Below are 23,285 nucleotides of genomic sequence, written 5' to 3'. Positions count from 1 at the left end.
TGAGATCAAGGAGCTTTAGCCATGAATAACGACAATTTCTTTTCGATTGATCGCCTGGTCGAGTTTGGTCTCGGGATCGGTGTTGCGCAACAGATGGTGAACTCGATGAACCATGCACTGCAGAACACCTATATTCCGGGTTCGATGAATCCGATGGCGGGCAATATTCCCGTTCGCCCACCCGGTGCTTTCTTTGTCATTCTGGATGGCAAGCAGGCAGGGCCATTCTCGGAGGACGAGTTGACCAGGCTCATTCTCCAGGGCGCGGTCGGCAAGACGACTTATGTCTGGCGAGCAGGCATGCCGGCCTGGGAGCGTTGCGAAAACGTTCCCGAGGTGCTTCGGCTGGTGGCCTTGTGTCCGCCACCTTTGCCTGCGGGGGAGGGCGCGCCATGAAAATCAACCCGGTCAACGTGCTGCTCGCCATTCTGGTCAGTGCCATCCTGGCCTTCGGCTTGTGGAGCCTGGATGGCGAACTGAAGCACTATGTGGCAGTCGGCGCCTTCTTCTTTTTTGCCGGCACGTTGCTGCCAATGATTGGTGGCAGTTTTGAGTCTGCGCGCAAAGGGATCAACCTGCGCACGGTGAGCAGTGTGTTCTTCGTTCTCGGCCTGTTGATCAATGGGTTTTTTGCGATGCTCGGCCTGTCGGCAACGGCTTATATCATCGTCAGTGCTTTGGCTTTTCTGGCCTACGTTTTTCTTGCCAACGCCATCTACAGCGCAAGGCAATAAAACGATTCATCCGTTAAAAAAATGCCCCGGGTTGCAACCCGGGGCATTTTTTTGTCAGGCTCTTGCGACCATCCCGCTATGCCGCAGCAAGGCATCCGGGCTGGGTTCGCGGCCGCGGAAGGCCTTGAAGTTGTCGAGCGCGGCACGTTCGCCGCCGCGTGACAGGATTTCTTCCAGAAAACGCTTGCCAACCACCGGGTCGAACGGATTGCCGGCTTCCTCGAAGGCAGCGTAGCAGTCGGCCGACAGTACCTCCGCCCACTTGTAGCTGTAATAACCCGCCGCGTAGCCTCCACCGAAAATGTGCGAGAAGCTGTTCGGGAAACGGTGCCATTCGGGTGGGATCAGTACGGCCACTTCGCGGCGTACCTCGTTGATCACGTCCATTGCGGTCAACGGGCCTTGCGGGTCGAAATCGCAATGCAGCAGCATGTCGAAAATGGAGAATTCGATCTGGCGTACGGTCATCATGCCGCTCTGGAAATTCTTCGCGGCGAGCATCTTGTCGTACAAGCTGCGCGGCAGCGGTTCGCCGCTTTCCACATGTGCCGTCATGCCTTGCAGCACGTCCCATTCCCAGCAGTAGTTTTCCATGAACTGCGATGGCAGTTCGACGGCATCCCACTCGACACCGTGGATGCCGGAAACGCCCAGCTCTTCGCCGCGCGTCAGCAGGTGATGCAGGCCGTGTCCGGTTTCGTGGAACAGCGTCTGGACTTCATCGTGCGTAAAGGTGGCCGGCAAGGGTTTGCCGTCTTTTTCGCCAACCGGGCGGGCGAAGTTGCAGTTCAGGTAGGCAATCGGTTTCTGCAGGCCGTTGGCAGTCCGCTTGCGTGAGCGGGCTTCGTCCATCCAGGCGCCGCCGCGCTTGGTTTCGCGGGCGTAAAGGTCCATGTAGAACTGGCCGACCAGTTCGCCGGCCGGCGTTTCGATGCGGTAGAAACGCACGTCCTCGTGCCACACCGGTGCCTTGTCCTCCTTCACCTTGACGGTGAACAGGCTTTCAATGACCTTGAACAGACCGGCGATCACCTTCGGTTCGGTGAAGTACTGCTTCACTTCCTGTTCGGAGAAAGCATAGCGCGCCTGCATCAGCTTTTCGGAGGCATAGGCAGCATCCCAGGGCTGGAAGTCGGTGATACCGAGTTCGTCCTTGGCAAAGGCCTTCAGTTCGACGATGTCCTGCTCGGCGAAAGGCTTGGCCTTTTTCGCCATGTCGCGCAGGAAGTCGAGCACCTGCGCCGGCGTGTCGGCCATCTTCGGGTACAGCGAGACTTCGGCGAAGTTGTTGAAGCCGAGCATTTTTGCATCTTCTTCGCGCAGTTCGAGAATGCGCTTGATCAACGGACCGTTGTCCCATTCGGGTTTCGAGTAACCGTTGTCGATCTCGGCTGCGCGGGTGGCGTAGGCGTGGTACATGCGCTGGCGCAGGGCGCGGTTTTCGGCATATTGCATCAGTGGACCGTAGGACGGCGCGTGCAGCGTGAATTTCCAGCCCTCGAGGCCGGCCTTCGCAGCCGCCTCGCGGGCGGCATCCTTGGCGTAATCGGGCAGGCCGGCGAGCTGTGCTTCGTCGGTGACGATTTCGGCAAAAGCGTTGGTCGCGTCGAGGACGTTCTCGGAGAACTTGGCTGCCAGTTGCGACAACTCTTCCATGATGGCCTGGAAACGCGGTTTCTGGTCTTCCGGCAATTCGGCGCCAGACAGACGGAAATCGCGCACCTCGTTGTCGACCACTTTCTTCTGTTCTACGGTCAACGTCGAATATTCCGCACTTTTCTTCAGGGCGCGGTACTTGTCGAACAGCTTCAGGTTTTGCCCGAGTTCGCTGTAGAAGCGCGACACCTCAGGCAGCATTTCGTTGTACGCCTCGCGCCAGGCCGGTACGTCGTTCACCGAGTGCAGGTGGCCGACGACGCCCCAGGCGCGGCCGAAGCCCTCCAGCCCGTTGGACAGCGCGCCGGCAAAATCGGCCCAGGTGGCCGGTGTGCTGTCGTCGGTCAGGCGTTCGATCAGTGCGCGGCCGTCAGCCAGCAGTTGGGCGATGGCGGGTTTGACGTGTTCCGGCTGGATCAGGTCGAAACGCGGCAGATCGGAGAAATCGAGCAGAGGATTGGTCGTTGTCATAGTCGTCAGGGATAAAAAAGGGCGGTCATGGCCGCCCGGTGTGTTGTTAGAGAGTCTTGCCGGTCAGGCGTTCATACGCCTCGATGTACTTGGCGCTGGTTCGCGCAATGACCTCGTCCGGCAGCTTCGGCCCGGGCGCAACCTTGCCCCAGTCCAGCATTTCCAGGTAATCGCGCACGTACTGTTTGTCGTAGGACGGCGGGTTGCTGCCTTCGGCGTACTGGTCGGCCGGCCAGAAGCGCGACGAATCGGGCGTCAGCGCCTCGTCGATCAGGTGCAGCGTGCCGGCGGCATCGATGCCGAATTCGAACTTGGTGTCGGCGATGATGATGCCGCGCGTTGCTGCATAGACCGAGGCTTCTTCGTACAGACGGATGGCCGCGTCGCGGGCTTCGGCGCACAGTTGTGCACCGGTCTTGCCGGTGCCTTTCAGGGCGTCGGCCAGCGTGCTGTTGCAGTTGGCGGCGGCCTGCTCGTAGGAGACGTTCTCGTCGTGATCGCCGACTTCGGCCTTGGTGGCTGGCGTGAAGATCGGGCTGGGCAGCTTGGCGGCCATTTTCAGGCCGGCCGGCAAGGCGATGCCGCAGATCGCGCCGGTCTGCTGGTAATCCTTCCAGCCGGAACCGATCACGTAACCGCGCACGACGGCTTCGATGGGCAGCGGCTTCAGGCGCTTGACGACGACGGCACGGCCGCGCACCTGGGCACGTTCGTTGTCGGCGATGACCGATTCGGGATCGATGCCGGTCAACTGGTTGGGCACGATGTGGCCGAGTTTCTCGAACCAGAAGTTGGCGACAGCCTGCAGCACTTCGCCCTTTTTCGGGATCGGATCGGGCAGGATGACGTCGAAGGCCGACAGGCGGTCAGTGGTGATAATCAGCAGCTTGTCGGCGTCGACCGCATAAATATCGCGGACCTTGCCCTTGGACAGGAGTGGCAGGCTGGTGATGGAAGATTCGAAAAGCGGAGCGGTCACGATCGTGGTCCCGGTAAGCAAAAGCGGAATTATAAATTAATGTGTGCCGGCTTCTTCGGCGGCGAGTTTTTTGCGCATGCGCCGGGTGCCCCAGGCGACGATACCGGCGATGACCGGGATCGAAATCGCCGTGACGATGTCCGGATTTACGTGGTGCAACTCCTTGGTGCCCTTGGCCAGATACTGCACTAGTTGCGAGCCGTAATAGGTGAGCACGACGACGGACAGGCCTTCGACCGTTTCCTGCAGGCGCAATTGCAGTTTGGCGCGGCTGTTCATCTGGCCGAGCAATTCCTGGTTCTGGCGTTCCAGTTCGATATCGACGCGGGTACGCAGCAACTGGCTGTTGCGGGCAACCCGGCCGGACAGTTCTTCTTGCCGGCGGCTGATTGCTTCGCAGGTGTGCATGGCCGGTTGCAGGCGCCGTTGCATGAATTCCTGCAGGGTGGGCAGGCCGGGTAGCCGGCTTTCGCGCAATTCCTCGATACGTTGCATGACGAGGCCGTGGTAGGCGCGTGATGCACCGAAACGAAAGGTGGTGCGGGCGACCGAGTTTTCGACTTCGGCGGCCAGACCGGACAGCGCGGCCAGCACGCTGCGCTCGTCCTCCGGGCTGCGCGCCTGGCCGATGCGTTCCATCAGTTCGGCCAGTTGTGTTTCGCCGCTGTACAGCCAGTTGCCCACTTCCTTGGCCACCGGCAGGCCGAGCATGGCCATCATCCGGTAGCTTTCGATTTCAACCAGGCGTTGTACGGTGCGGCCGGCCTGGCGTTCGGTCATGTCGCGATTGAGCACCAGGAAGCGCGAGAAACCGTTGTCGATCCGGAAGTCGGTAAAGATTTGCGCGCTGCCATCGCCAATCAACGCGCCAACCATCGTCCGTCCGGTCGGTGCGAAGCCGGCAAGTACGGATTCCGGGCTGATTTCGCTGGTTGACCGCAACTCGACCTGGGTCGCAACCATCAGTTTTCCGGGAATGCCAGCCAGCCATTCCGGATGCACGGCATCGAAGGCGGTGGCGTCGGCGGGCAGGGTTTCACCGACGGCCAGGTCGCGGAAAAAGGTGTAACTGGAAAACTCGGTATGCAATTCCCAGCGCATGCGAAACGCGCCGGTTTCGATCACCAGATGCGATTCCGAACTCTCGATCGAGTTGCAGACGTGGCCCTGGCACAGTTTGGAGAGATTCTCGCGCGCCGCCGGAATTTTTGTCGCGCTGTGCTTGAAGACCAGGTGCGAGACCAGTGCCGAACCGGCCAGCGGGGTGGGCGGCCGAGCGTGAAACTCGTTGTTCAGGCGCTGGCGGAGCGGATGCTCGGCCAGTTCGGCGAGTGTCAGGCGAGGATGCATGGTCGTATCGGGGCAGCGTTCGTGTTGCGATGCAGCAGATTGTAGCATCGGCTCCGGGCGCGATTCGGGCTGTGGACTCGGGCTGTGTTTTGGGCTGTCGGGCATGGTGCGCAGGCCATAGAATGCAGGCCTTCGGATGTGTGCGTCGGGCAAACTCTCGCAAGGTGGATTCATGGAACATCAGGTCGAAAAACAATGGCTACGCCCCTGGCTTCGAGCGCTGGGGCTGGGCCTGCTATGCGCCGCCGCGCCAGTCGCCCAAGCGACCGAAGGTGGTGGCAGCAGCTATGCCGTCGGTGTGGAAACCAACTTTACCGGCTTGATGCTGCCCGAAGGCACGCATTTTTTGCTGTATTACCAGCACTACGCGGCAGATCAGGCGAAGGATGATGCCGGTGATGACAACGCCCGGTTTGCCTATTTCCGGACGCGGGCGGATGTTGTTGCCCTGCGTTTGTCGCACGTTTGGCCCGGTGTGCGAGTCGCCGGGGCCAATCTGGAAACGCGCCTGGCGCTGCCGCTACCGCAGCTTGATCTTGATCTCGGGATCGCCCGGCCGGCTGGGCTTGGCACGCTGGATCGCAGCGGTTCGGCATCGGGCGTCGGCGATCTGACCTTGGCGCCCGTGCTGCTGGGCTGGCATGGCCTGCGCCTGCACCAGATGGCCGGGCTGGAAGTCATCCTGCCGACCGGTGATTATGATCGTCAGAAACCGGTCAACCTTGGGCGTAATACCCGGCAACTGGCGGCTCTTTATGGACTGACTTGGTTGCCGGGGAAATGGGAAAGCTCGGCCCGTCTGCGCTACGGCATCAATGCGCGCAACGCGGCGACGGATTATCGCTCCGGCGATGAGCTGAGCCTCGAATTCAGCGCCGGTTACAAATTTGTGCCGGGCTGGTCGGCCGGCCTCAATGCTTATGCCTATCGCCAACTGAGCGACGACCGGCAATCCGGGAAGCGCGTCAATGGCGACGGCAACCGGGCCGTCGTCAATGCCATCGGTCCGTATGTCGCCTGGACGCCCGCACCGCGTTATGGTCTGGTGGCCAAATTGCAGATCGAGTCAGGGGCGCACAACCGGGCCGAGGGGCAGCGCTTCTGGCTGCAAGGCCGTTACGCCTTTTGATCGTGAATTGTCTGGATAAAGCAGCATGAATATTGCGACCATGAAAACAACGGCTGGCCCTAGGACCATAGAAACAACTGCTGGCCCTAGGACCATAGAAACAACGGCTGGCCCTAGGGGCGACCGTCTGAAAGAAGACGAAATGGCCCGCCGCCGGGCACTCGATCTGGCTTCCTTCATCGTCGAAGCCCCGGCCGGTGCCGGCAAGACGGAACTACTGACGCAGCGCACCTTGCGCCTGCTGGCGACGGTCGATCATCCGGAAGAAGTGCTGGCCCTGACTTTCACCAACAAGGCGGCGGCCGAAATGCGCGACCGGATTCTCGGCAGCCTGGAAGCGGCGCGTCAGCCGGCGCAGGCGTTTTGGGAACCCTTGCCGCCGCACAAGCAGGAAACCCGCAAATGGGCGCAGGCCGTGCTGGCGCGGGATCAGGCGCGTAATTGGGGTCTGCTCGATCATCCCGGCCGCTTGCGCGTCACCACGCTCGACGCGCTATGTGCCGGGCTGGCGCGCCAGATGCCTTTCCTGTCGCGCTTCGGCGCCCAGCCCGGCGTGGCCGACGATGCCGAAGCGCATTACGCAACGGCAGCGCGGCATACGCTGGAAATGGTCGAGTCGGAGACGCCGGATGGCGAAGTCGTCGCCGCCGCGCTGGCCTTCATGGACAACGATGCCGGGCGCCTGGAACGGTTGTTGATCGCCATGCTGGGCCGGCGTGACCAGTGGTTGCAGCACGCGGTGCGGATCGATAGTGTTGAACTGCGGGCAGAAGTCGAAGCCGGTTTCGCGGCGCTGGTCGAACGCGATCTGATGCGCGTTGCCGAATTGCTCGATAGCGGCTGGCAGGCGCGCTTGATGCCGCTCGTGCGTTTTGCTGCGGTCAACGTGCCGGAAAGCCTGAATTTGCTGCTCGACTGGACCCAGCCGCTCGGGCCGGAGGCCAGTGCCATGCCGGCCTGGCGCCAACTGGCCGGGGTGTTGCTGACCAGCGAAGGCTGTTTCCGCAAGGCGCTGAACAAGAATGTCGGTTTCCCGGCCGGCAAGGAATTCGCCGAACCGAAGAAGGCGATGGGCGAACTGCTCGCCGATCTGGCCTGCGTGCCCGGTCTGGAAGCCGCGCTGGCCGAGTTGCCGGGTTTGCCGTCGCCGGTTTTGAGCGATGGCGAGTGGTCGACCGTAGAAAACTTCTCGCGCCTGCTGCGTCTGGCTGCTGGCCAGTTGTGGCTGGCTTTCCAGGAAGCCGGCGAAGTCGATTTCATCGAAATCGCGTCGCGTGCCGGGCTGGCGCTGGGCGACGACGAAGCGCCGACCGATCTGGCGCAGGCGCTCGATTACCGCATTCGTCACCTGCTGGTCGATGAATTCCAGGACACCAGCCCGAGCCAGGTGGTGCTGCTGGAAAAGTTGATGCGCGGCTGGATGCCGGACGATGGACGGACGCTGTTCGTGGTCGGTGATCCGATGCAGTCGATCTACCGCTTCCGCAAGGCCGACGTCGGTCTGTTTCTCAACGTGCGCGAACGCGGCATTGGTGACCTGCAACTCGAACACCTGCGCCTGTTCCGCAACAACCGTTCGCATCCGGGCATCGTCGACTGGGTGAACATGGCCTTTCCGACGATTTTCCCGGCGGCTGACGAACCGGCGGCCGGTGCCGTGCGCTACGCCGAATCGGCGGCGACCAAGCCGGCCGTCGCCGACAGCGGCGTGACCGTGCATCCGGTCATCGTCAGCGACAGCAGCGATGGCGCGGAAGAAGAAGCGCGCATCGCGCTCGACCTGATCCAGGCCGCCCGGCGCACCGATCCGCAAGGCCGCATCGCCGTGCTGGTGCGGGCGCGCAAGCATCTCGATGCGCTGGTCGATGAAATTCGCCGGACCGCGCCGGACCTGCGTTTTCAGGCCGTCGAAATCGAAGGGCTGGCCGAGCGGCAGCATGTGCAGGATCTGCTAACCCTGTTCCGCGCCTTGACCCATCGCGCCGACCGCATCCATTGGCTGGCGCTCTTGCGCGCGCCGTGGTGCGGCCTGCGCCTGGCCGATCTGCACGCGCTGGTCGCCGGTGACAAGCAGCGCACCGTCTGGCAACTGATGCACGACGACAGCCGCCTCGCCGCCTTGAGCGACGACGGTCGGCAGCGTCTGCTGCACGTGCGCGGCATTCTCGAACTGGCCTTCGCCGAACGCGACCGCCAGCCGCCCCGGCGCTGGCTCGAAGGCGTCTGGCTGATGCTGGGCGGGCCGCAGTGCCTCAGTGCGTCGACTGCGCTGGCCGATATCGAGGCCTTTTTTGGCCTGGTCGACGCGTTGACCGCAAGTCGCAAGCTCGATCCGGACAATCTTGCCGCGCAGGCCGCCGAGCTCTACGCGCCGGCCGACCCGCAAGGCGATGCGGTGCAGATGATGACCATCCACAAAGCCAAGGGCCTGGAGTTTGAAACGGTCATCGTGCCCGGCCTGCAACGCGATACCGGTAGCAACGAAAGTGCCTTGCTGCTGTGGGACGAAGTGATCGCCGACGACGGCGCCGAGCGCCTGCTCGTCGCGCCGATGCGGGCAAAGGGCGAGCAATCCGCCGAGCCTTGCGTGTACGACTATCTGCGCCGTCTGGAAAACGCCCGCGCCAGCCACGAAACCGAACGCCTGCTCTATGTCGCCGCAACGCGCGCCATCCGCCGCTTGCACCTGATTGGGCTGGCGGCAAGCAGCGAGAAATCCGATGACGGCCTGAAGCTACCGGCCAGCGGCAGCTTCCTCAAATTACTGTGGCCCGGCATCGCCCAGCCGGTGTTCGTTGCCGCATTGGCCGAAGGTCAAGGCACCGTCGCCCCGGCCGATGCTTTCGACCCCGCGACCTTCGTCCCGCCGCTGATTCGTCTGGCCCATCCAGCCATTCCCGAAGCGCTGGCGCAGCCGCCTGCAGTTGCGCCGTTCAAGCCGAACGCCAACGCTGACCTGCTGGCGGCTAATTCACTGGATGAAACCCTGCCCGAAATAGGACTGGTGCTGGAAGCCTCCGTCGGCACATTGGTTCATCGCTGTCTCGAGTTGATTGCCCGGCAAGGGCTGGCAGCGTGGCCGCTCAGCCGTTTGAACACGCTGCAGCCCGCCTGGCAGCGCTGGCTGGTGCAACAGGGACATGACGAATCGGCAGCGGAAAATGGCGCGCAGGAAGCGTTGACCGCAATAAACAACACGCTGGCCTCGGAAACCGGCCGCTGGCTGCTCAGCGATCATGAGGGTGGTGCCGCCGAACAAGCCTGGAGCACGCGGGACGGCGATCTTGCGGTCAACCACGTGATCGACCGCGTTTTCATCGCCGACGGCTGCCGCTGGATCATCGACTACAAAACCGTGCGCGGGGTGGTGGCTGATGCCGAGGCTGAGCTAGCGATAAAGGCAGAAGGTTTCAGGCCGCAACTCGAACGCTATGCCCGTGTATTCGCCGGTGATTCGTTGCCGTTACGGCTGGCGGTGTGGTTTCCGTTGCAGGGGCGCTTGGTTGAGTTGTCTTCCCTAGCTTGAATGACCTGATTTTCTTGGATTGCTGACTGAAAGCCAGGGTTTATTGCTTGCCCGCAGCCAGCTTGATGAGTTTGAGATCGGCGTGAAGATACTCGCTGAAACGGGGGTGAGAGACCAAAGAGGGTCGCCACGGACCAATGTCGGACAATGCAAAACCACAACTCAAATGTTCAAAATCTTGATCGCCACCCAATAAGCGCAGGTACTTTCCGGTCAGTCCGCCACCGAAGACCAAATCTGTGGCTTTAGCCAGAACTCTGCCACTATCGAACTCACGGATTTCGATGGTCGCTTCGAAAATCGGTGGATACCACCACAGGCTGGATCTTGCATGAGGCAGAACGTCCACGATCATCCCCGGTTGATCCGATAGATCGCAGTCGTGAGTGGTCGGAAAGAGGAGGGCTCGCTCATTTTCTTTCTTGCCCAGGCATCGTCGGCCGCCTTCCGCGTCGACAAACTGAAAGGCGCCAGTTTCCAAAGCGGTCGGCCAGTTGAACTCCAGGCTGCCGAAGCTTCTGTTCGACCTACCCCGAACGACAAAACCGCTTGGCTCGACATTTGGCCTGGAGAGTACGATAACGCCAGGTACTGAATGACAAGCCTTTTCAAAAGCTGAAAAGCTCGCCAGTCCCCAGGCGGCAGCCAAACCAGTGCCGAAGATCGGCAGAATCCAGCGCATGGCTTGAAAACCGATGAAGTGTCCTAAACGTTGGCCGATCAGACTGAGTAGATAGAGTGGCAAGACTGTCAGCGCGACAAGGAGCATGAGCGCGATCAGATTGGCTGTGCCAAAAATTACGAATTCCATGCGCGACAGGGCATTAGCAAAGAGTTGACAGGTTGACGAGAGGATTTTATGGTTTTGTCATTGGTCTGGCAGGGGGCGCAAGGATGCTTGTAGATCACCGCAAAAGGCCGATCACAGGATCTGACTCTGTCCTGATGAACTGCCGGATCACCCAGCCGGCCAAAGCACACAAGCCCACACCACTGCCGCATTGACCAGCGACAGCAACACCGCCGCGCTGCCCATGTCCTTGGCCTGCTTGGCCAGTTCGTGCTTCTCCGGCGAGGCTTTGTCGACGATGGCTTCGAGGCCGGAGTTGAGGATTTCGACGATCAGGATCAGCAGGATGCTGCCGATCAAAAGTGCGCGGTCGACGCCCGTATGGCCGAGAAAAAGCGCCAGCGGGATGGCGACGATGGCGAGCATGACTTCCTCGCGGAAAGCCGCTTCATTTTTCCAGGCGGCGCCCAGGCCATCGCGTGAGTAGCCGAGGGCATTGATCAGGCGGGCGATGCCCTGCTTGCCTTTGAATTCCTTGTATTCGCTCATGATGTCATTGATTTGGTTAGGGGTATTCCTGCCGCGCATGCAGTACGTTCGTGACTTCTATCCGATCCGCCAGGACACGATAGACCAATACGTAATTGGGATGAGCAATCACTTCCCGGGTACCGGGGACGCGTCCAGGACGAAACAGATAAGGGTGTTCGGCGGTTGGCAAAATTGCTTCTTCGATCAGAGATTTCATTCGTCGTGCCGCAGCAGGGTTGCTGTGGGCAATGTAGCGAATGATCTCAAGCAGATTCTTGCGGGCGCTTGCCCGCCAGAAGATTGGCAGCATCAGGCAGATTTCCGCTGCTGCTGTTCCGCCTCGCTGATAATTGCCTCCAATTCAGCCATCACCTGATCGTGAGGAAGGCAAGGTTGATCATCTTCGATACTGGCAGCTACCTGAGCCTTGAACCAGCCGTCATGGTGCGCCGCCTGCTCATCGGTATCAAATTCGGAAATGATGGGGGAAATCGTCTTGCTCACGGGAGTCCTTCAAGGAGGGGCTGGTTCGTTGTTCAGTCTAGCGCAAGCGCGTTTCTACCGACAGCAGGAATCATTTTCTTTCCAGCAACGGTTTCAAAAATCGTCCGGTATGGCTGGCCTTGCATTTGGCGACCTGTTCCGGCGTGCCGGCTACCAGGATGCGGCCGCCGCCGTCGCCGCCTTCCGGGCCGAGGTCGACCAGCCAGTCGGCGGTCTTGATCACGTCGAGATTGTGTTCGATGACGACGACCGTGTTGCCGTGGTCGGCCAGGCGTTGCAGCACGGTGAGCAGCATTTCGATGTCCTGGAAATGCAGGCCGGTGGTCGGTTCATCGAGGATGTACAGCGTGCGGCCGGTGTCGCGCTTGGAGAGTTCGAGCGCCAGTTTGACGCGTTGCGCTTCGCCGCCGGATAGCGTGGTGGCGCTTTGGCCGAGCGTGATGTAACTGAGGCCGACGTCGACCAGCGTTTGCAATTTGCGGGCGATGACCGGGACCGGGTCGAAGAATTCGCGTGCCTGCTCGACCGTCATGCCGAGCACGTCGTGGATGGTCTTGCCCTTGTACTGCACTTCCAGCGTTTCGCGGTTGTAGCGCTTGCCGTGGCAGACGTCGCACGGGACGTAAATGTCGGGCAGAAAGTGCATTTCGACCTTGATCATGCCGTCGCCTTGGCAGGCTTCGCAGCGCCCGCCCTTGACGTTGAAGCTGAAACGGCCGGGGCCGTAGCCGCGCACGCGCGATTCCGTGACTTGGGAAAACAGCTCGCGGATCGGCGTCAGGACGCCGGTATAGGTGGCCGGGTTGGAGCGTGGCGTGCGGCCGATGGGCGCCTGGTCGACGTTGATCACCTTGTCGAACAGGTCGAGACCGACGATTTCCTTATGCGGCGCCGGTTCCGCCGTCGAGCCGTAGAGGTGGCGGGCAGCGGCGGCGTACAGCGTGTCGTTGATCAGCGTCGATTTGCCGGAGCCGGAGACGCCGGTGATGCAGGTGAGCAGGCCGCCGGGGATTTCCAGCGTGACGTCCTTCAGGTTGTGGCCGTGGGCGCCGACGACGCGCAGGATTTTGTCGGGATTCTGCGGTCGACGTTGTTTCGGCAGCGAAATTGCCCGCCGGCCGGACAGGTAGTCGCCGGTCATCGACAGCGGGTTGGCCTGCACTTCGGCCGGCGTGCCCTGGGCGACGACAGCGCCGCCGTGCACCCCGGCGCCGGGGCCGATGTCGATGACGTAATCGGCCGAGCGGATCGCGTCTTCGTCGTGTTCGACGACCAGCACGGTATTGCCCATGTCGCGCAGGTTGCGCAGGGTTTGCAGCAGGCGGTCGTTGTCGCGCTGGTGCAGGCCGATTGATGGCTCGTCCAGCACGTACATGACGCCGGTCAGTCCGGAGCCGATCTGCGAAGCCAGCCGGATGCGCTGCGCTTCGCCGCCGGACAGCGTTTCGGCCGAGCGTTCCAGGCACAGGTAATCGAGGCCGACGTTGATCAGGAAACTCAGCCGGGCAGTGATTTCCTTCAATATCTTGTCGGCAACCTGCGCCTTGGCGCCGGTCAGCGTCAGGCAGTTGAAGTAATTGCGGGTTTCGCCGAGCGGCAGGCGGCTGATTTCGTGCAGCGTCAGGGCGCCTTTGCCGGTGCCGACGCGCACGTGGCGCGCTTCGACGCGCAGCCGTGTGCCGGCGCAGCTCGGGCAGCTCTGGTTGCTGATGTATTTCGACAGTTCTTCGCGCACGGCGGTCGAGTCGCTGCCCCGGTAGCGCCGTTCGAGATTGGGGATGATGCCTTCGAAACTGTGGCTGCGGTCGAAGCGCGTGCCTTTCTCGTTGGCGTAATGGAAGTTGATCGCGACGCTGCCGGAACCGTAGAGAACGATCTGCCGGACTTCGTCGGAAAGTTGCTCGAAAGGCGTGTCGACCGAAAAATCGTAGTGATCGGCCAGTGATTCGATGATCTGAAAATAAAACTGGTTCTTCTTGTCCCAGCCGCGAACTGCGCCGCCGGCCAGCGACAGCGCCGGGTTGGCAACCACGCGCCGCGGATCGAAAAACTGGATGACGCCGAGGCCGTCGCACTTCGGGCAGGCGCCCATCGGGTTGTTGAAGGAGAACAGGCGCGGCTCGAGTTCCTGCAAGGCGTAGGAACAGACCGGGCAGGCGAACTTGGCCGAGAACATGTGCTCGACGTTGCCGTCCATTTCCAGCGCGATGGCCCGGCCTTCGGCGTGGCGCAGCGCGGTTTCGAAGGATTCGGCCAGGCGCTGGCGCATGTCATCGCGAACTTTCAGCCGGTCTACGACGACGTCGACGGTGTGCTTCTGCGATTTGGCCAGTTTCGGCACCGCATCGATTTCGTACACCGTGCCGTCGACCCGCACGCGGGCAAAACCCTGGGCGCGCAGTTCGGTGAACAGGTCGAGCTGTTCGCCCTTGCGATTGGCCACGACGGGGGCCAGGATCATCAACTTGGTTTCGGCCGGCAGCGCGAGTACGTGGTCGACCATCTGCGATACGGTCTGCGCTTCGAGCGGCTGGTTGTGTTCCGGGCAGTACGGCGTGCCGGCGCGGGCGAAAAGCAGGCGCAGGTAATCGTGGATTTCGGTCACGGTGCCGACGGTCGACCGCGGATTGTGCGACGTGGCCTTCTGCTCGATGGAAATCGCCGGCGAAAGCCCTTCGATCAGGTCGACGTCCGGTTTTTCCATCAATTGCAGGAACTGCCGGGCGTAGGCCGACAGTGATTCGACGTAGCGCCGCTGGCCTTCGGCGTACAGCGTGTCGAAGGCGAGCGAGGATTTGCCGGAGCCGGACAGCCCGGTAATCACGATGAGCTGGTCGCGCGGCAGATCGAGATTGATGTTCTTCAGATTGTGCGTGCGCGCGCCGCGGATACGGATGGTTTCCATCGCTGTTGTTCCAACGCTGTCGAGGAGGGGGAGGGAAACTATACGCAAAAGCCACCGGCAAGGCGATGTCCGGCTTGTCTATAATCTTTGGATTGCCTTTCGTGGATATCGTCATGAATACGCCAAGTTGCGCTAGCTACCGCACTTCCCTGTGCCAGGTTGTCCTCCTGTTGCTCACCCTCGTCGCGCCGGTTGGCGCCGGTCCCTTGCAGACGGAGGTTTTGCAGGAAAAGGAAGGTTGGCGGGCGCGGGTGGAAATCGATTGCTATACCCCCGGTACAGTTTGCGGCCGATTTGATTTCGCCGCACTGGGGTGTCGGGGTGAATTGACCTATCAGGGCGAAGAGGGTGGCGGTCATGTGTTTCGCGAGCGTCTGCTTGCCGGGGCCTGTACGCCCGGTTGTCTTTTCTGGCTGGATGCCGATGGGCAGCAATATCGCGAGACGTGCAAAGGGCGCCTGAGTGGCCAAGGTCGGCTGGCGCTTGCGGTGGCGGTGCCGTCGGTCAAGCAGCCAGAAACTACGGCCCCGGTAACACGGGCACTTCCCTCTGGCACGGTTTCTCCGGTGCGCCAGGCTGCGGTACAAGCGCCACCCATGGAGGACCCGGCCCGCCGTTTGCCGGCTCCCGCCGCCAATGCCCCGACGGTTCGTGCTGGCGATACGACTTATCGTGGCGATTTTCGGATCGATCCCCAGCAAGGCACAGTTTCCGGCGAGGGGAGTGTCGAATGGGTCAATGGCGACCGCTTTCTCGGTCGTGTCGTAGCCGGTCGGCGCCAGGGGTATGGTCGTTTTGTCTGGGCCAGCGGGCAAAGTTATCAAGGCGATTGGCGGGATGATCAGGCGGTTGGCCGTGGTCAGATCCTTTTTGCCGACGGCGGTCGATATGAGGGGGATGTGCAGGCCGGTTTGCCGCACGGCCAGGGAAGTTATTCCATACCGAATGGCAATAGTTACGAAGGCAACTGGCAAAACGGTCTCCGGCATGGGCCGGGGCGCCTCAGTTTTGCCAGTGGCGACTATTGGGAAGGGCGCTTCGAAAATGATCAACAGAGCGCGGATGGACGGCTGATCATTCAGCCGTCGACTGCTGCCATGCCATTGGCTGTGAGCAAAGAGGCGGCCGCCGCTAGTACCTCCTTGCCCAGCGTCAAGGAAGCAACAAAAGCGCCGCCAGCAAGCGCTGCCGGTGCGTTGTCTGCTCAGGCCGGGGGGCTCAGCCCGTTTGAGTTGAACGGCCGCTTTGGCTACCTGAATGCGGCTGGGCAGGTTGCCATTCCTCCTGGTTTCACAGAAGCCGCTACGTTTTCCGAAGGCTTGGCGCTGGTTCGCGTGGGGGAGACGCTGAGTTATATCGATGTGTCAGGCAAGCCCGTCCTGGCAATCGATTTCGACGATGCCGGAAGTTTTGCTCAAGGGCTTGCGCCGGTGCTGTCCGGCGAGCAGTGGGGCTATGTTGATCGGGAGGGACGTCTGGTCATCAAGCCGCGCTTTCAGGACGCCGACAGTTTTGCCGGTGGCTATGCGCTGGTCAAGGAAGGCGGGCTGTGGGCATATCTGGAACCGGGCGGACAACTGCGCATCGCGCCGCGCTTTGCCGGGGCGGGTCGTTTCAGCGAGGGCCTGGCGCCGGCTCGTGAAGGGAAGCTCTGGGGGTTTATCAATGACCAGGGACGTTTCGTCATTCCTTCGCGCTTTGCTGGTGTCGGCCAGTTTGCGAATGGTTTGGCGCCGGCCAACGAAAATGGGCGCTGGGGCTATATCGGGCGCGATGGCGCCTGGCTGATTCAGCCCGAGTTCGAGGAAGCGGATATGTTTTCCGGTGGCTTGGCGGTGGTGAAGCGCAATGGTCGTTACGGTTACATTGATCCTCGCGGCCGCTGGGTGGTTGCTGCCGAGTTTGACGATGCTGGCGCAGTAGAGGCTGGTCTGGCGCGCGTGGTACGCAGTGGGCAGGTGAGGTATCTGGATGCGACTGGCAAATTGCGCTTGTCTGTGGTGCTGGCGCCTTGCGGTCCAGAAGTTTTGAGTGATTCGGCAGGTATCCTCGTTTGGCCCGAGACACCGGATCAAGCTTGCCCTTAGTGATGTACAAAATACAGGTCAGCCCTCGGGGCTGGCTTGGCATGGTGAAAGCTGTTGGTGCAAACCTGCTACTATCCACTCCCTCGCTGCATTGCAACAACACCTAAATGTCTGTCCCCACTGATCGTATGAGCCCGGAAGAACGTCGCGTTGGTGCGTCGCTGGCTTCCATCTTTGCCCTGCGCATGCTCGGGCTGTTCCTGATCCTGCCTGTCTTTTCCATTCACGCAGCGACCATGCCCGGGGGCGATAACCTGATGCTGGTCGGCTTGGCGCTCGGCGCTTACGGTTTGACGCAGGCGGTTTTCCAGATTCCCTATGGTATTGCCTCCGACCTGCTCGGGCGCAAGCCGGTCATCGTGGCCGGGTTGCTGATTTTTGCCTTTGGCAGTTTTGTTGCCGCTTGGGCGCCGGATATGCACTGGATGATCGTCGGTCGCGTGCTGCAGGGTGCCGGGGCGATTTCTGCTGCGGTGACTGCGCTGGCCGCCGATTTGACGCGCGAGGAACACCGCACCAAGGTCATGGCGATGATCGGCTCGTCGATTGGTCTGGTCTTCGCGCTGTCGCTGGTCGGGGCGCCGCTGCTCTACGGCTGGGTAGGTATGGGCGGCTTGTTCTCGTTGACCGGAATACTGGCGCTCGGGGCCATCGTGCTGCTGATCAAGGCGGTGCCGCCGGTGCCCAAACCGGCCGGTCACAGCAAGTTGCCGATGCGCGCGGTGCTGACCAATCCCGATCTGCTCAAGCTCAATCTCGGTATCGGCGTGCTGCACATGATCCAGATGGCGATGTTTGTCGTGTTGCCGCATGCCTTGCTGAGTCGTGGCGGCTTGCCGGCAGCGGAGCACTGGAAGGTCTATCTGCCGGCCGTGCTGGTCTCTTTCGTGATCATGGTGCCGGCGATTATCGCCGCCGAAAAGCGCGACAAGATGCGCCCCATTTTCTGCTCCGCCATCGCGTTGACCGCAATCGTTCAACTGGGTCTGTTCCTGTTCAGCGACGGTTTATGGACGCTGGGCCTGTGGCTGTTATTGTTTTTCGTTGCCTTCAATATCCTCGAAGCCACGCTGCCCTCGCTGGTTTCGCGCACTGCGCCACCCGCCGCCAAGGGCGCGGCGCTGGGTGTGTACAACACGACGCAGGCGATCGGCCTCTTCATTGGTGGCGCGGCGGGCGGCTACATTGCGCAACATTTCGGCGATAATGCGGTGTTTTCTGCCTGTATCGTCCTGGCCCTGATCTGGCTGGCCGTTGCCGGCTCAATGAATTTCCCGCAACGGCGCCCGGCGCCGGCGACTGCGGACAAAACTGCCTAGGAGACATGACAGATGGCATCGGTGAATAAATGGATTGGTATCGGTAACCTGGGGCGCGATCCCGAGATGCGCTACACCGCGACAGGTGAGGCGATCTGCAATTTCAGCATTGCCTGTACCGATTCGTGGAAAGACAAGCAGACGGGTGAAAAGAAGGAAATGACCGAATGGGTGCGTATTTCCTTCTTTGGCAAACTGGCGGAAATTTGCGGCCAGTACCTGAAAAAAGGCTCGCAGGTTTATATCGAAGGTAGTCTGCGCACGCGCAAGTGGACTGACAAGGATGGCCAGGAACGTTACACCACCGAAATTCGTGGTGACGAAATGAAAATGCTCGGCTCCCGTCAGGGTATGGGTGCTCCGGCTTCGTCTGGCGGCGGCGGTGGTGGCGGTGGCTACGACGAACCGACCGACTACGCACCAGCCCCGCCAAAAAACCGGCCGAAGCCTTCTTTTGACGATCTGGGCGACGATATCCCGTTCTGAAACGCCAGCGAGGTAGTTGATTATGGCCAATGCCGTCACCTTCAAGGTTCTTGAAGATATTGCCAAGGATTTGTCGGGCAGTGAGATTTCCTTTCCGACCTTTCTCGACATCACTTTTCAGGTACGCACGGCGCTGAAGGACCCGAATCTGAGCGTCGACCAGTTGGCCAAACTGGTCGGTGCCGAGCCCTTGATGAGTACCAAGATCATCCGGATGGCCAACTCGGTGGCCTTGAATCCGTCCGGTCGGGAAATTGCCGACGTCAAGAACGGGATTATCCGGGTCGGCATGGAGGCGGTACGCACGGTGTCGTTCGCCGTGGCGATGGAGCAGTTGCTGAAATCCAAGCAGATGCAGCCCTTCGAAGATATCTCCCGGCGTCTGTGGGAGCATACGGCGCATGTGGCTGCTCTAGCTCGGGTATTGGCGCGGAAAATCGCCAAAATCAATGGTGACGAGGCGATGTTTACCGGCTTGGTGCACGATATCGGCGTTTTTTACCTGATGTCGCGTGCGGCTGGTTTCCCGGAATTGGTCGCCGATAAGGCCGAACTGCACGCCTTGCTGGTCGGCTGGCACGACAGCATCGGCCATGCCTTGCTGTCGGCCCTGGGGTCGCCGGAGTCCGTTCTGGTGGCAGTGCAGGAGCATGAAACCGACCGTGAAATAAAGGAGCTGAAGAGTTTGTCGGATGTCCTTTATGTGGCCAACAAGATCGCCAATCGGGCATCAAGCTGGCGCGATCCCGCACTTGACGGGGCTGTCGATACTTCGATGCTCGATTCACTGTTCGACGCAGAAACGCTGGCCGAAATCATTGCCGAGTCGGAAGAAGAAGTGACTTCGCTGAAAAAGGCCTTGGGCGGCTAACTTGCCGCTGTCGCTTTTACAGGCGACGAATTTTTTCCAGCAGTGCGGTCGTTGATGTTTGATGAATGAACGGGATGGAGTGCACCGTCCCGCCCCAGCTGCAAACCTCTGTGCAGCCGACGATTTTTTCCACCGGCCAGTCGCCTCCCTTGACGAGAATTTCCGGCCGGCAATCCAGGATGCGCTGCAACGGCGTGTCCTCATCGAACCAGGTAACCAGTGCGACACAATCCAGTGCCGCCATCACCGCCAGGCGGTCTTCAAGCCTGTTTACCGGCCGATCATCGCCCTTGCCCAGGCGCTTGACCGAAGTATCGCTGTTTAACGCCACCACCATGTTTTTCCCAAGTGCTGCCGCCTGCGCCAGATAGGTGACGTGGCCGCGATGCAGGATATCGAAACAACCATTGGTAAAAACCAGCGGGTGGGCCAATTCGCTCGATCTTGCGGTCAACTGCTCTGGCGGGCAGATTTTGCTTTCAAAGGCGGGAGGGGCGTAGGTCATGGCGTATTCGGCTGAATCAAAGGACGCATTTTAGATGGCGTCGGGGCCTGGCCACTGATTTTTCACATAAGTTGGTATCGCATCTCTCTTCGCGCACGTTCCGCCGCGTGTGCGCTAACGGATCCAGAATCCCCGCATCATTCTCAGGTTGGCTGGAGCTTTTTGTTTTATTGGTCCAGCATTCTTCGCAAATTCTCACAGCTTCTTGTGTTTTCCTCACCTTTGCGAGGTTTTATCTCATTCAATTCTCACTTTTTTTGCGCTAATGATGGAAGGGTGAAATTTTTTTCGGCTAGTATTCCCTGCTCCATAAATCTTGTGTCTTGCTGGAAAAAATATCTATGCTGAGGGGCTGGAATGAAAAATAACCAACCGGTAACCCAGACGGAAATTCCCTTTCCTGCGGGGCGTTATATTGTTTCCCGAACGGATCTCAAGGGAATCATTACGTATGCCAACGATACCTTCATCGATATCAGTGGCTTTACCCTGGATGAATTGATTGGCAAGAATCACAACCTGGTGCGCCATCCGGACATGCCGGTGCAGGCTTTTGCCTGGTTGTGGGATACGGTCAAGACCGGTAGACCCTGGCGTGGGATCGTCAAGAATCGGTGTAAAAACGGTGATTTTTACTGGGTTGAGGCCTTGGTCGTGCCGGTGCGAAAAGCCGGAGAAACGATTGGCTACATGTCTGTGCGTACTGCACCGAGTCGTCAGCAGGTTGCCGATGCACAAGCCCTGTATCAAAAATTGAATGCCGGTCAGGCCTCCATCCCGCAGGCCTCATGGTGGCGCCGTCTCTCCATCCGGAAAAAACTGACCGGCCTGGTGATTGGCCTGCTGGGCGCACAGGTGCTGAGCGCACTCTTGCCTTTGTTCGGGGCGCAACTTGGTTTACACACTGCTCATATTGAATATGGTCTGCATTCCTTGAGTATTGCCAGTGTGGCGATAGGTCTCTGGTTGATGATCATGCAAAATCAGGTCATGTCGCTGATCGGGGGAACGTCGGAGCGTCTTGATCATATTGCCCAGGGAGATTTGACCGATCCGATTTCTCTTGAGCGCCTGGATGAATTGGGGCGATTGAACGACGATCTGGTGACCATGCAGACGCACCTCAAGGCGATGATGGCCGAGATTGCGGACTCAGCCAGACGGGTCGAAAAGAATGCCGACGCGGTTAACTCCGGCATGCTGGGGACTCGTGAGGTCGCCGAGCTTCAGTCGATTGCCGTGAGTCGCATTGCCGCAGCTGTCGAGCAGTTGGTCTCCTCGGCGCAGGATGTTGCCGAGCAGGCCGGGATGGCAACGCAGGTGGTAGCAACTTCACATGATTTGCTTGGAGCGGCTGAGCAAAGCATGGCGGAAAGTCAGGCGGCATCGGGTGAGGTTGTCCGTGCGGTCGACGGTGCTAGCAAGAGCATGGCTGAGCTTTATCAATCGACCGTTGCCATCGGCCGAATCTCCCTGGCGATCAAGGATATTGCGGATCAGACCAATCTGCTGGCACTGAATGCTGCGATTGAGGCTGCGCGTGCAGGTGAGTCGGGCCGTGGTTTCGCCGTTGTGGCCGATGAGGTGCGCAAGCTGGCGGAAAAGGCGGCGGCCCAGACCAACGAAATTACTGCAACGGTCAATGCCATCCAGCGCGTGACAAAAATTGCCGTGCAGGGGATGGAGGTTGCTGGAACGCATGTTGCCGCAACCGATCTGGCCATGAATGAGGCTCGTAGTGGGCTGGACTCAGTGTCGCAGCACGAGAAGGAAGTTGTCACAATTTCTCGCTATATTGCTGAAGGGACGCAACAGCAGTCTGCGGCGGGAAACCAGATTGCCAACCAGGTAAACGACATCGTTCAAGGGATCGACCATACTTCCGCCACCATCACTGAGGTTGGGCAGAAAGCCAATCAAATGCGGGATACCGCATCACACTTGCGGGAACTTATCGCCTACTTTAAATTTATCCGTTAAGCATTATTGCTTTTGGGGTTCAAGGGATGGCTGCTAACACGATGACTGTGCATCACGATCCGGACGAAGGATTGTTCGAAGCGCTTGATACGATGGATCAAGGCTTTCTCTGGCTGGATGAGCAACTGATTGTCCGGCGGCATAATCGTGCCTACCGGCGCTTGCTGGAGATTGATGGGGAAAGCCTTTTTGTTGGTCGTCCGTATCGCGAATTGTTGCAATACCTGCTCACGCGGGGAGAGTTTGTCGAAGTCAGGGATCAGCAACGTTTTCTGGAGCGCCGTCTGCAGGCCATGCGCGACGGAGAGAATCAGCGCTTGAAGCGGGTGCGTCCGAACGGTGTCGTATTGAGCGTTTCAGCCACGACCCTGCCCTCCGGCGGGTATGTTTATACCTATCTGGACATTACGCGTGAAAGTAATGCGCAGGAGGATCTGAAGCGTAATGCCAAAGCGACCGTGGTGGCCATGGCCAACTTCGCCGAGCACCGGGATACGGATACTGGTGTGCATGTCCTTCGGGTTGCCCGCCTGGTCGGGCAAACGGCGCGCGAGCTGAAGCGGCGCGGTCATTTCACGGATATCGTTGATGACAATTTCATCGGTCATGTCAGCACGGCCAGTATCTTGCACGACGTGGGAAAGATCGCCACGCCAGACCGGATATTGCTCAAGGCGGGGCCGTTGACCGACGAAGAGCGTGCAATCATCAAGCTTCATGCCTCGGTGGGAGGCCAGTTGCTCAAGCAGGCCCTGCTGATGATGGGGGATAGCCCTTACCTGCTGATTGGTTCTGAAATTGCCTTGACGCACCATGAGTGGTTTAACGGGAAGGGCTACCCGGCCGGCCTGGCCGGTGACGCCATTCCCTTGTCAGGCCGCATTTGTGCGATTGCCGATGTTTTTGACGCCTTGACTTCACGCCGTCCGTACAAGGCACCGTGGAGTACAGAGCAGGCCGTTGCGCTGATTCGGGAGCAAAGTGGCACGCAGTTCGACCCTGTAGTGGTCGATGCATTCATTGGCGTGGTCGAGGAACGATCCAGGGTGGTTCTGGTTAGCTGGGCTGAGGAAATGAGCGTCGGGGACCTGCATATCGACGAGCAGCACCAGATACTGATCGATACGATCAATCAGTTGGCCAGTGCCGAGGGGCAGAATGATCGGGCAATGGTTGCCATGATCATTGATGAACTGGTGAGTTACGCAGCCTTCCATTTCGAGTACGAAGAGAAGCTGATGGAAGATTGTGGCTACCCGGATCTCGAGATGCATCGCAATGTGCATCTGGGGTTTGTCAACTGGGTTAGCGCTGTCAGGGAAGAGTTCATCTATCGTCGGCGTACTCAGTTTGGCGAACGTATCCTGAATTACCTGCGTGACTGGCTGCGCGATCATATTCTTGGCGAGGACCAGTGTTATCGACCCTATCTGGATTATCGGGACACTGAGCGGCGATGAAG

Annotated in this window: 19 protein-coding genes; 10 read left to right on the top strand and 9 right to left on the bottom strand. The window is 60.0% G+C overall.

The window, feature by feature from the left end; genetic code table 11:
- Positions 1 to 21 precede the first annotated feature (21 nt).
- Complete coding sequence (locus RCI20_RS14895) at positions 22 to 396, top strand: DUF4339 domain-containing protein (RefSeq protein ID WP_306606833.1); 375 nt, start codon at positions 22 to 24, stop codon at positions 394 to 396.
- The gene (locus RCI20_RS14890) at positions 393 to 734 is read left to right on the top strand and encodes a hypothetical protein (protein ID WP_306606832.1); all 342 of its coding nucleotides are present in this window, start codon (positions 393 to 395) and stop codon (positions 732 to 734) included. Before RCI20_RS14895 ends, RCI20_RS14890 begins: the two co-directional genes overlap by 4 nt.
- A 54-nt stretch (positions 735 to 788) precedes the next feature.
- Here RCI20_RS14890 and RCI20_RS14885 read toward each other — a convergent pair whose 3' ends face one another.
- Genes RCI20_RS14885 through RCI20_RS14875 form a run of 3 tightly spaced genes read right to left on the bottom strand, consistent with a single transcriptional unit; the run spans position 789 to position 5,238 of the window.
- Positions 789 to 2,861, bottom strand: a complete 2,073-nt coding sequence (locus RCI20_RS14885; RefSeq protein WP_306606830.1) for a M3 family metallopeptidase — start codon at positions 2,859 to 2,861, stop codon at positions 789 to 791.
- Between the two features lie 46 nt (positions 2,862 to 2,907).
- The gene (locus RCI20_RS14880; protein WP_306606828.1) at positions 2,908 to 3,840 is read right to left on the bottom strand and encodes a phosphoribosylaminoimidazolesuccinocarboxamide synthase; all 933 of its coding nucleotides are present in this window, start codon (positions 3,838 to 3,840) and stop codon (positions 2,908 to 2,910) included.
- 36 nt (positions 3,841 to 3,876) lie between these two features.
- Entirely contained in the window at positions 3,877 to 5,238 is a 1,362-nt protein-coding gene (locus RCI20_RS14875) for a DUF3422 family protein (protein WP_306606825.1), read from the bottom strand.
- A 124-nt stretch (positions 5,239 to 5,362) separates the two neighbouring features.
- On the opposite strand from RCI20_RS14875, the gene RCI20_RS14870 reads away from it, so the two are divergent.
- Positions 5,363 to 6,319 (top strand): transporter, encoded by a 957-nt coding sequence (locus tag RCI20_RS14870; protein WP_306606823.1) that lies wholly within the window; start codon positions 5,363 to 5,365, stop codon positions 6,317 to 6,319.
- A gap of 142 nt (positions 6,320 to 6,461) precedes the next feature.
- Positions 6,462 to 9,845 carry an exodeoxyribonuclease V subunit beta gene (locus RCI20_RS14865; RefSeq protein WP_306606821.1) on the top strand — a complete coding sequence of 1,128 codons (3,384 nt, stop codon included), beginning with the start codon at positions 6,462 to 6,464 and terminating at the stop codon, positions 9,843 to 9,845.
- Positions 9,846 to 9,885: 40 nt separating this feature from the next.
- Here the strand turns inward: RCI20_RS14865 and RCI20_RS14860 are convergent, their stop codons facing one another.
- The 5 genes from RCI20_RS14860 to uvrA all read right to left on the bottom strand — a co-directional run bounded on the left by RCI20_RS14860 (position 9,886) and on the right by uvrA (position 14,575).
- A complete protein-coding gene (locus RCI20_RS14860; protein ID WP_306606819.1) occupies positions 9,886 to 10,656 on the bottom strand; it encodes a hypothetical protein in 771 nt (256 codons plus the stop codon).
- A 147-nt stretch (positions 10,657 to 10,803) separates the two neighbouring features.
- Positions 10,804 to 11,184, bottom strand: coding sequence for a diacylglycerol kinase (locus tag RCI20_RS14855; RefSeq protein ID WP_306606817.1), 381 nt, complete (start codon positions 11,182 to 11,184; stop codon positions 10,804 to 10,806).
- 16 nt (positions 11,185 to 11,200) lie between these two features.
- Positions 11,201 to 11,476: a type II toxin-antitoxin system RelE/ParE family toxin gene (locus RCI20_RS14850; RefSeq protein ID WP_306606815.1), complete on the bottom strand. Its 276-nt coding sequence runs from the start codon at positions 11,474 to 11,476 to the stop codon at positions 11,201 to 11,203.
- A complete protein-coding gene (locus RCI20_RS14845; protein ID WP_306606813.1) occupies positions 11,476 to 11,670 on the bottom strand; it encodes a hypothetical protein in 195 nt (64 codons plus the stop codon). Before RCI20_RS14845 ends, RCI20_RS14850 begins: the two co-directional genes overlap by 1 nt.
- Before the next feature lie 70 nt (positions 11,671 to 11,740).
- Complete coding sequence (gene uvrA / locus RCI20_RS14840; RefSeq protein ID WP_306606810.1) at positions 11,741 to 14,575, bottom strand: excinuclease ABC subunit UvrA; 2,835 nt, start codon at positions 14,573 to 14,575, stop codon at positions 11,741 to 11,743.
- Between the two features lie 113 nt (positions 14,576 to 14,688).
- Here uvrA and RCI20_RS14835 point away from each other — a divergent pair, with 113 nt between their 5' ends.
- The 4 genes from RCI20_RS14835 (at position 14,689) to RCI20_RS14820 (ending at position 19,338) form a co-directional block, all read left to right on the top strand.
- Positions 14,689 to 16,662, top strand: coding sequence for a WG repeat-containing protein (locus RCI20_RS14835; RefSeq protein ID WP_306606808.1), 1,974 nt, complete (start codon positions 14,689 to 14,691; stop codon positions 16,660 to 16,662).
- A 107-nt stretch (positions 16,663 to 16,769) separates the two neighbouring features.
- Entirely contained in the window at positions 16,770 to 17,981 is a 1,212-nt protein-coding gene (locus RCI20_RS14830) for an MFS transporter (RefSeq protein ID WP_306606806.1), read from the top strand.
- 12 nt (positions 17,982 to 17,993) lie between these two features.
- Positions 17,994 to 18,467: a single-stranded DNA-binding protein gene (gene ssb / locus RCI20_RS14825; RefSeq protein WP_306606803.1), complete on the top strand. Its 474-nt coding sequence runs from the start codon at positions 17,994 to 17,996 to the stop codon at positions 18,465 to 18,467.
- A gap of 22 nt (positions 18,468 to 18,489) precedes the next feature.
- Positions 18,490 to 19,338 carry an HDOD domain-containing protein gene (locus tag RCI20_RS14820; protein ID WP_306606801.1) on the top strand — a complete coding sequence of 283 codons (849 nt, stop codon included), beginning with the start codon at positions 18,490 to 18,492 and terminating at the stop codon, positions 19,336 to 19,338.
- Positions 19,339 to 19,354: 16 nt separating this feature from the next.
- On the opposite strand, the gene RCI20_RS14815 is transcribed toward RCI20_RS14820, so the two are convergent.
- On the bottom strand, positions 19,355 to 19,843 hold the full coding sequence (locus tag RCI20_RS14815; RefSeq protein WP_306606799.1) for an adenylyltransferase/cytidyltransferase family protein: 489 nt from the start codon (positions 19,841 to 19,843) through the stop codon (positions 19,355 to 19,357).
- A gap of 357 nt (positions 19,844 to 20,200) precedes the next feature.
- Between RCI20_RS14815 and RCI20_RS14810 the strand changes: the two genes are divergently transcribed.
- On the top strand, positions 20,201 to 21,823 hold the full coding sequence (locus tag RCI20_RS14810) for a methyl-accepting chemotaxis protein (RefSeq protein WP_306606797.1): 1,623 nt from the start codon (positions 20,201 to 20,203) through the stop codon (positions 21,821 to 21,823).
- A gap of 26 nt (positions 21,824 to 21,849) precedes the next feature.
- Positions 21,850 to 23,283: a bacteriohemerythrin gene (locus tag RCI20_RS14805; protein ID WP_306606795.1), complete on the top strand. Its 1,434-nt coding sequence runs from the start codon at positions 21,850 to 21,852 to the stop codon at positions 23,281 to 23,283.
- The last annotated feature ends 2 nt before the right edge of the window (positions 23,284 to 23,285 follow it).

The organism is Azonexus sp., from assembly GCF_030824335.1.
In the GTDB taxonomy this organism is placed as follows: Bacteria; Pseudomonadota; Gammaproteobacteria; order Burkholderiales; family Rhodocyclaceae; genus Azonexus.
Note: the sequence above shows the minus strand (reverse complement) of the source record. Positions and strands in the feature narration are given on the sequence as shown.

Excerpts from the sequence above, each read along its gene's own strand:
- RCI20_RS14895 (WP_306606833.1), top strand. The coding sequence starts at position 22 with ATGAATAACGACAATTTCTTTTCGATTGATCGCCTGGTCGAGTTTGGT.
- RCI20_RS14890 (WP_306606832.1), top strand. The coding sequence starts at position 393 with ATGAAAATCAACCCGGTCAACGTGCTGCTCGCCATTCTGGTCAGTGCC.
- RCI20_RS14885 (WP_306606830.1), bottom strand. The coding sequence starts at position 2,861 with ATGACAACGACCAATCCTCTGCTCGATTTCTCCGATCTGCCGCGTTTC.
- RCI20_RS14875 (WP_306606825.1), bottom strand. The coding sequence starts at position 5,238 with ATGCTACAATCTGCTGCATCGCAACACGAACGCTGCCCCGATACGACC.
- RCI20_RS14870 (WP_306606823.1), top strand. The coding sequence starts at position 5,363 with ATGGAACATCAGGTCGAAAAACAATGGCTACGCCCCTGGCTTCGAGCG.
- RCI20_RS14865 (WP_306606821.1), top strand. The coding sequence starts at position 6,462 with ATGGCCCGCCGCCGGGCACTCGATCTGGCTTCCTTCATCGTCGAAGCC.
- RCI20_RS14860 (WP_306606819.1), bottom strand. The coding sequence starts at position 10,656 with ATGGAATTCGTAATTTTTGGCACAGCCAATCTGATCGCGCTCATGCTC.
- RCI20_RS14855 (WP_306606817.1), bottom strand. The coding sequence starts at position 11,184 with ATGAGCGAATACAAGGAATTCAAAGGCAAGCAGGGCATCGCCCGCCTG.
- RCI20_RS14850 (WP_306606815.1), bottom strand. The coding sequence starts at position 11,476 with ATGCTGCCAATCTTCTGGCGGGCAAGCGCCCGCAAGAATCTGCTTGAG.
- uvrA (WP_306606810.1), bottom strand. The coding sequence starts at position 14,575 with ATGGAAACCATCCGTATCCGCGGCGCGCGCACGCACAATCTGAAGAAC.
- RCI20_RS14835 (WP_306606808.1), top strand. The coding sequence starts at position 14,689 with ATGAATACGCCAAGTTGCGCTAGCTACCGCACTTCCCTGTGCCAGGTT.
- RCI20_RS14830 (WP_306606806.1), top strand. The coding sequence starts at position 16,770 with ATGTCTGTCCCCACTGATCGTATGAGCCCGGAAGAACGTCGCGTTGGT.
- ssb (WP_306606803.1), top strand. The coding sequence starts at position 17,994 with ATGGCATCGGTGAATAAATGGATTGGTATCGGTAACCTGGGGCGCGAT.
- RCI20_RS14820 (WP_306606801.1), top strand. The coding sequence starts at position 18,490 with ATGGCCAATGCCGTCACCTTCAAGGTTCTTGAAGATATTGCCAAGGAT.
- RCI20_RS14815 (WP_306606799.1), bottom strand. The coding sequence starts at position 19,843 with ATGACCTACGCCCCTCCCGCCTTTGAAAGCAAAATCTGCCCGCCAGAG.
- RCI20_RS14810 (WP_306606797.1), top strand. The coding sequence starts at position 20,201 with ATGAAAAATAACCAACCGGTAACCCAGACGGAAATTCCCTTTCCTGCG.
- RCI20_RS14805 (WP_306606795.1), top strand. The coding sequence starts at position 21,850 with ATGGCTGCTAACACGATGACTGTGCATCACGATCCGGACGAAGGATTG.